This window comes from Hydrogenophaga sp. (assembly GCF_018780075.1).
Lineage (GTDB): Bacteria > Pseudomonadota > Gammaproteobacteria > Burkholderiales > Burkholderiaceae_C > Hydrogenophaga.
The window spans coordinates 1-6146 of sequence record NZ_JADMKB010000177.1 but is presented as its reverse complement, the minus strand read 5'-3'; the positions used below and the strand labels follow the sequence as shown (position 1 = coordinate 6146).

Sequence of the window (6146 nt, the reverse complement as noted above, 5' to 3'; positions counted from 1 at the left end):
CCTCGGTGATCGGCCACATCCGCAACGGCAAGATCCGCCCGCTGGCGGTGGCCGCCGCCAAGCGCAACCCGCAGCTGCCCAACGTGCCCACCATGGCCGAGGCCGGCGTGCAGGGCGTGGAGATGAGCGCCTGGTACGGCATCTACATGCCGGCGTCCACGCCGAAAGAAGTGATCGAACGGGTCAACGCCGAGGTCAACAAGGTGATCGCCATGCCCGAGACGCAGGCCCGCCTGTCGGCCATCGGCGCGGACCTGACCCCCATGACGCCCGACGCCTTCCAGGCCTTTCACACCGCCGAGAACAAGCGCTACGGTGATCTGATCCGCAAGAAGAACATCAAGCTCGACTGAGCGACGGCCGCAAGCCCATCCGATTGCCTGAAGGAACCCCCTTGAAACCGAACCAACTTCCCGTCGTGGCCCTGACCCTGGGCGACCCGGCGGGCATCGGCCCCGAGCTGATCGCCCGCCTGCTGGGCCAGACCGACGCCGCCCAGCACGCCAATCTGGTGCTGGTGGGTGACCCCTGGCTCTGGGCCGACGGCCAGGCCGTGGCGGGTGTGCACGTGACCACCACGCCGGTGCACAGCTTCGCCGAGGTGCGGGGGCGCGCCGCTGTGCAAACACCCGCCTGGCTGCCCATGGACACGGTGGACGCCGCCCAGGTGCAACGCGGCCTGGCCCAGGCGCCGGGCGGTGCCTCGGTGCTGCGGGTGCTCGACGCCTGCATGGACGCGGCGAAACGCGGCGAGGTGGACGCGATCTGCTTCGCGCCGCTCAACAAGTTCGCCATGAAGCAGGGCGGCCTGAAGCACGAGGACGAACTGCACCACTTCGCCGAGCACCTGGGCGTCACGGGCTACTTCTGCGAGTTCAACACCCTGGGCGATCTGTGGACCTCGCGCGTGTCCTCGCACATCCCGCTCAAGGACGCGGCCAGCCACCTCAGCCAGGACCGCATCAAGGACGCCACGCGCCTGATCTACCGTTCGCTGCAGGCCGCCGGCGTGGCACAGCCCAAAGTGGCGGTGGCGGCGTTCAACCCGCACGGCGGCGACGGCGGCACCTGCGGGCGCGAAGAGGTCGAGATCATCGCCCCGGCCTGCGAGGCACTGCGCGCCGAAGGCGTGCCGGTGGGGGGGCCGTTCCCGGCCGACACCATCTTTCTCAAGGCGCGCGATGGCGAGTACCAGGCCATCGTGACCATGTACCACGACCAGGGCCAGATCGCCATCAAGCTGATGGGCTTTTCCAAAGGCGTGACGGTGCAGGGCGGCCTGCCCGTGCCCATCACCACGCCGGCCCACGGCACCGCCTACGACATCGCCGGCCAGGGCCGCGCCGATGTCAACGCCACCTACAACGCTCTGCGCATCGCCGCCCGCATGGGTGCCGCGCGCCTGGCCTGAACCCTTTCACCTCCAACCCATCACCGTCATGAAGATCAAATCCGTCCGCGCCCGCGTGTTCGAGTGGAAAGGCAAGACCGTGCCGCCACAAGGCAACTTCTGCTCCAACGCCATGGACCTGCTGTACTCGAAAGCCGAGACCATGAGCACCTTCCGTTTCCACTCCTGGACGGTGGTGGAGATCGAGACCGACGACGGCATCATCGGCCTGGGCAACGTCGCCCTGGCGCCCAAGATCGCCAAGGCCATCATCGACGAATACCTCGCGCCGCTGGTGATCGGCCAGGACCCGTGGGACTACGAGTACCTGTGGCAGCGCATGTACCGCGCCACGCACGCCTGGGGCCGCAAGGGCGTGACCATGGGTGCGATCTCGGCGGTCGACCTGGCCATCTGGGACATCCTGGGCAAGAGCGTCAACAAGCCGGTGTTCAAACTGCTGGGCGGCCGCACCAAGGAAAAGATCCCCTGCTACTACAGCAAGCTCTACCGCACCGACCTCAAGGCCATGCAGGAAGAAGCGCAGACCTACAAGGACCAGGGCTTCAAGGCCTTCAAGATGCGCTTCGGCTACGGCCCGGGCCACGGCCAGCAGGGCGTGGTGGAGAACCTCAAGTCGGTGGAAGCGGTGCGCGAGGTGATCGGCTATGAGAACGACCTCATGCTCGAGTGCTACATGGGCTGGAACCTGGAGTACGCCAAGCGCATCCTGCCCAAGCTGGTGAAGTACGAGCCGCGCTGGCTCGAAGAACCGGTGATTGCCGACGACATCGACGGCTACGCCGAACTCAACCAGCTCACCGACATCCCGATCTCGGGTGGCGAGCACGAGTTCAGCCTCTACGGCTTCAAGCAGCTGCTCGACAAGAAAGCCGTGAGCGTGGTGCAGTACGACACCAACCGCGTGGGTGGCATCACGGCGGCGCACAAGATCAACGCGCTGTGCGAGGCCTACAGCGTGCCGGTGATCCCGCACGCCGGTCAGATGCACAACTACCACCTCACCATGAGCACGCTGGCCTCGCCCATGAGCGAGTACTTTCCGCAGTTCGACGTGGAGGTGGGCAACGAGCTGTTCTATTACATCTTCAAGGGCGAGCCGGTGGCAGAGAACGGCTTCGTCGACCTGCGCGACGACGTGCCGGGCCTGGGCCTGACGATGAACCCCGATTACCTCGACCAGTTCACCATCACCGAGTGAACGCCATGCAACGACGCTACACGGGCGTGTTTCCGGTGGTGCCCACCACGTTCTTCGAGGACGGTTCGCTGGACCTGGACAGCCAGAAGCGCTGCCTCGATTTCATGATCGACGCTGGCTCCCACGGGCTGTGCCTCCTGGCCAACTTCTCCGAGCAGTTTTCGCTGTCGGACGAGGAGCGTGAGGTCATCACGCGCACGGCGCTGGAGCACGTGGCGGGCCGCGTGCCCGTCATCGTGACCACCACGCACTACGGCACCGCCGTGTGCGCGGCGCGCAGCCGCCGCGCGCAGGACATGGGCGCCGCCATGGTGATGGTGATGCCGCCCTACCACGGCGCCACCTTCCGCGTGCCTGAGGCACAGATTTTCGAGTTCTACGCGCGGCTGTCCGACGCCATCTCCATTCCGATCATGGTGCAGGACGCGCCCGCCAGCGGCACCGTGCTGAGCGCCGCCTTCCTCGCGCGCATGGCGCAGGAGATCGAGCAGCTGAGCTATTTCAAGATCGAGACCCCGGGCGCGGCCAGCAAGCTGCGCGAGCTGATCCGCCTCGGCGGCGACGCGATCGAAGGCCCGTGGGACGGTGAAGAAGCCATCACTCTGCTGGCCGACCTGGACGCCGGTGCCACCGGCGCCATGACCGGCGGCGCCTTCCCCGACGGCATCCGCACCATCATCGACCCCTACCTCGCCGGTGACCGCGAGGCCGCGGTGGCGGCCTACGCGAAATGGCTGCCGCTGATCAACTGCGAGAACCGCCAGGGCGGCATCCTGAGTGCCAAGGCGCTCATGAAAGCCGGCGGCGTGATCGCCTCTGAGGCCTCTCGCCACCCCTTCCCGCCCATGCACCCCGAGGTGCGCGCCGGGCTGCTCGACGCTGCGAAACGACTGGACCCGATGGTCCTGCGCTGGGGCCGTTGAGAGGGGCACCCCCGCTTCCTCGCGGGTCCGGGCGCGGCAACCGCCTCAGGCCGTTGGCTGCAGGCGCAGCAAGCGCCCGTATTTTTCCGCCATGTGGCCCTCCGCCCGCTCCAGCATGAAATAGCGGAACGCCTCGGCCGCGGGTGACAGCAGCTTGGAGAGCGTGTGCACCACGTTCCAGGCACGCACGATGGGCGTGCCTTCCACGTCGAGCGTGGCAATCAGCCCGTGCTCCAGCTCCAGGCCGATGGTGTGCAGCGACAGGAAGCTGATGCCCATGCCCGCCATCACGGCCTGCTTGATGGTTTCGTTGCTGCTCATCTCCATCACCACGCGCGGCTCCATGCGCGACTTCTCCAGGAACTTCTCCATCGCGGCGCGCGTGCCCGAGCCGCGTTCGCGCAGGATGAAGCCGTAGGGCTTGAGCGACTCCACCGTGGGGTGGCCGACCTTGAGCAAGGGGTGGTCGGTGGGGGCGACGAACACGTGGGGGTGCGCGGCAAAGGGCTCGGCGCGCGTGGCCAGCTCCTTGGGCGGGCGGCCCATGATGGCGATGTCCACCTCGTTGCCGTGCAGCATCTTCACCAGCTGCTCGCGGTTGCCCACGGCGAGCCGGATCTCCACGCCCTCGTGTTCGTGCTGGAACTCGGCCAGCAGGCGGGGCACGAAATATTTGGCGGTGCTGACCATGCCGATGGTGAGCGTGCCCGTCTCCAGCCGCTGCAGGCGCGCGGCGGCGTCCTCGGCGTCCTTGAGCGTGGCGATCACCTTGCGCGCGTAGACCAGCATGTATTCGCCCGCCGTGGTCAGCGTCACCTGGCGGCCGGTGCGCTCGAACAGGGGCAGCCCCACATGGCCCTCCAGCTCCTTCACCTGCATGGTCACGGCCGGCGGCGTGAGGTGCAGCACCTCGGCTGCGCGCGCGAAACTGAGGTGCCTGGCGACCTCGGTGAACACCCTGAGCTGGCGGAAGGTGGCGTTTCTCATTCAGTAATCACTTAATTGAAGCCTTACTAATCGTGAATTTACCTTATTTGAAGCCATCCCTATAGTCCGTCCATCTGCCCGACTCCCGGGTCATGAAGCCAGGTGAACGCCCATGTTGAACGCACTGATTTTTGATGTCGATGGCACCCTGGCCGACACGGAGAGCGTGCACCTGGACGCCTTCAACCACGCCTTCAAGGTCGAGGGGCTGGACTGGCACTGGACGGTGGAGCACTACACCCGGCTGCTCGACATCTCCGGTGGCAAGGAGCGTCTGTTGCACCACTGGCGCACAGTGGAACCGGCGCTGAAAGAGGTCGGGGCGGGCGCGGTGAACGACACCATCCACCGCCTGCACGAGACCAAAACCGCGTACTACGAAAGCGCCGTCGGCCAGGGCGCGGTGACGCTGCGCCCGGGGGTGCTGGCGCTCATGAGCGAGGCGCGCCGCCAGGGCCTTCAACTGGCCATCGCCACCACCACCTCGCCGGTCAACATCGCCGCGCTGCTGCGCTCGGCCATCGGCCCCGACTGGCGCTCGCACTTTCTCGCCATCGGCGACGCCAGCAACGCCCCCGTCAAGAAGCCGAACCCGCAGGTCTACATGAAGGTGCTGGCCGAGCTGGGCCTGCGCGCGGCGGACTGCGTGGCCTTCGAAGACTCGTCCAACGGGCTGCGCGCCGCCCGCGCCGCGGGGCTGGACACCGTGATCACACCCAACGGTTTCACCGCCCACCACGACTTCACGGGCGCGCTGCGGATCGTGCCCGACCTGAGCCAGGTCTCGGTGGCCCGGCTGAAGGAATGGCACAACCGCTGACGCGCTCCCCCCGAATTTTTTTCCACTGTCCCAGGCCTTTCATGACCCTCCGCATCGCCCCCTCCATCCTGTCCGCCGACTTCGCACGCCTGGGCCAAGAGGTTCGCGCCATCGAAGCCGCCGGCGCGGACCTGGTGCACTTCGACGTGATGGACAACCACTACGTGCCCAACCTCACCATCGGCCCGCTGGTGTGCGAGGCGATCCGCCCGCACGTGAAGATCGGCATCGACGTGCACCTGATGGTCGAGCCGGTGGACGCGCTGATCCCGCTGTTCGCCAAGGCCGGCGCCAACATCATCACCTTCCACCCCGAGGCCAGCCGCCACGTGGACCGCACGCTGCAGCTGATCCGCGACCACGGCTGCAAGGCCGGCCTGGTGTTCAACCCCGCCACGCCGCTGGGCCTGATGGACCACGTCATGGACAAGCTCGACGTGGTGCTGCTCATGAGCGTGAACCCCGGTTTTGGCGGGCAGGCCTTCATCCCGTCCACCTTGCCCAAGCTGACCGAGGCGCGCCGCCGCATCGACGCCCACGTGGCCCACGGCGGCCAGCCCATCTGGCTGGAGGTGGACGGTGGCGTGAAGGTGGACAACATCGCGCAGATCGTGGCCGCCGGTGCCGACACCCTGGTGGCGGGAAGCGCCGTGTTCGGTGCGCCCGACAACGACGGTGGTTACCGCACGGTGATGAAAACCCTTCGCCAGAACGCATCGAATTCCTGAACCTCCGAAAGCCTTCCATGACCACGCGCCGCCGCTTCACCCTCACGCAATACCTGATCGAACAACGCCGCCGCTT

7 protein-coding genes are annotated in these 6146 nt (G+C 66.9%); 6 read left to right on the top strand and 1 reads right to left on the bottom strand.

All coding sequences use genetic code 11. From position 1 onward, the window contains the following. From IV088_RS25415 to IV088_RS25400, 4 genes are all read left to right on the top strand, one after another. On the top strand, positions 1-353 hold a 353-nt coding region (locus tag IV088_RS25415), incomplete at its 5' end, for a tripartite tricarboxylate transporter substrate binding protein (RefSeq protein ID WP_291107676.1). Positions 354-394: 41 nt separating this feature from the next. Next, positions 395-1411, top strand: coding sequence for a 4-hydroxythreonine-4-phosphate dehydrogenase PdxA (locus IV088_RS25410; protein ID WP_291107673.1), 1017 nt, complete (start codon positions 395-397; stop codon positions 1409-1411). 28 nt (positions 1412-1439) lie between these two features. Continuing rightward, a complete protein-coding gene (locus tag IV088_RS25405) occupies positions 1440-2612 on the top strand; it encodes an L-rhamnonate dehydratase (protein ID WP_291107670.1) in 1173 nt (390 codons plus the stop codon). Positions 2613-2617: 5 nt separating this feature from the next. Then, on the top strand, positions 2618-3535 hold the full coding sequence (locus tag IV088_RS25400; RefSeq protein ID WP_291107667.1) for a dihydrodipicolinate synthase family protein: 918 nt from the start codon (positions 2618-2620) through the stop codon (positions 3533-3535). 45 nt (positions 3536-3580) lie between these two features. Here the strand turns inward: IV088_RS25400 and IV088_RS25395 are convergent, their stop codons facing one another. Beyond that, on the bottom strand, positions 3581-4522 hold the full coding sequence (locus IV088_RS25395; protein ID WP_291107664.1) for a LysR family transcriptional regulator: 942 nt from the start codon (positions 4520-4522) through the stop codon (positions 3581-3583). Positions 4523-4634: 112 nt separating this feature from the next. Here IV088_RS25395 and IV088_RS25390 point away from each other — a divergent pair, with 112 nt between their 5' ends. Together IV088_RS25390 and rpe are read left to right on the top strand one after the other, a co-directional pair. After that, on the top strand, positions 4635-5342 hold the full coding sequence (locus tag IV088_RS25390; RefSeq protein WP_291107661.1) for an HAD-IA family hydrolase: 708 nt from the start codon (positions 4635-4637) through the stop codon (positions 5340-5342). A gap of 41 nt (positions 5343-5383) precedes the next feature. Beyond that, positions 5384-6070, top strand: coding sequence for a ribulose-phosphate 3-epimerase (rpe, locus tag IV088_RS25385; RefSeq protein WP_291107658.1), 687 nt, complete (start codon positions 5384-5386; stop codon positions 6068-6070). Positions 6071-6146 lie beyond the last annotated feature (76 nt).

Bases quoted from the DNA above. Each gene is read 5' to 3' on its own strand.
- IV088_RS25405 (WP_291107670.1), top strand. From the start codon at position 1,440: ATGAAGATCAAATCCGTCCGCGCCCGCGTGTTCGAGTGGAAAGGCAAG.
- IV088_RS25400 (WP_291107667.1), top strand. From the start codon at position 2,618: ATGCAACGACGCTACACGGGCGTGTTTCCGGTGGTGCCCACCACGTTC.
- IV088_RS25395 (WP_291107664.1), bottom strand. From the start codon at position 4,522: ATGAGAAACGCCACCTTCCGCCAGCTCAGGGTGTTCACCGAGGTCGCC.
- IV088_RS25390 (WP_291107661.1), top strand. From the start codon at position 4,635: ATGTTGAACGCACTGATTTTTGATGTCGATGGCACCCTGGCCGACACG.
- rpe (WP_291107658.1), top strand. From the start codon at position 5,384: ATGACCCTCCGCATCGCCCCCTCCATCCTGTCCGCCGACTTCGCACGC.